Source organism: Pseudoalteromonas sp. G5_S1_14_S5, assembly GCF_054968605.1.
In genome coordinates this window covers 1-244 of the sequence record NZ_JBQKUM010000278.1, presented here as the reverse complement: position 1 = coordinate 244, position 244 = coordinate 1, and the positions used below count along the sequence as shown (strand labels likewise).

Sequence of the window (244 nt, the reverse complement as noted above, 5' to 3'; positions counted from 1 at the left end):
ATTTTTACCTCTGAAAGCCAGTCAGGTAAGGACAACTCTGAAGAAGTAGATAAACTGCACGCCAAGATTGGCCAATTGACCATGGAAAATGATTTTTTGGCCAAAGTGCTCGGTCGTTAGACCGAGCCCAGCGAAAGAGCTCGCTGGTTAAATCCACCCAATTGCCAATAAAACGCCAGTGTGAGCTTCTCGGTATTGCTCGCTCTACTGCTTACTATCAACCCATAGGACTCTCTGCTGAAGA

At 46.3% G+C, this 244-nt stretch carries 1 pseudogene; it reads left to right on the top strand.

The window, feature by feature from the left end:
* Positions 1 to 244, top strand: a pseudogene (locus ACTRWI_RS22880) (IS3-like element ISVpa4 family transposase); the annotation flags it as partial.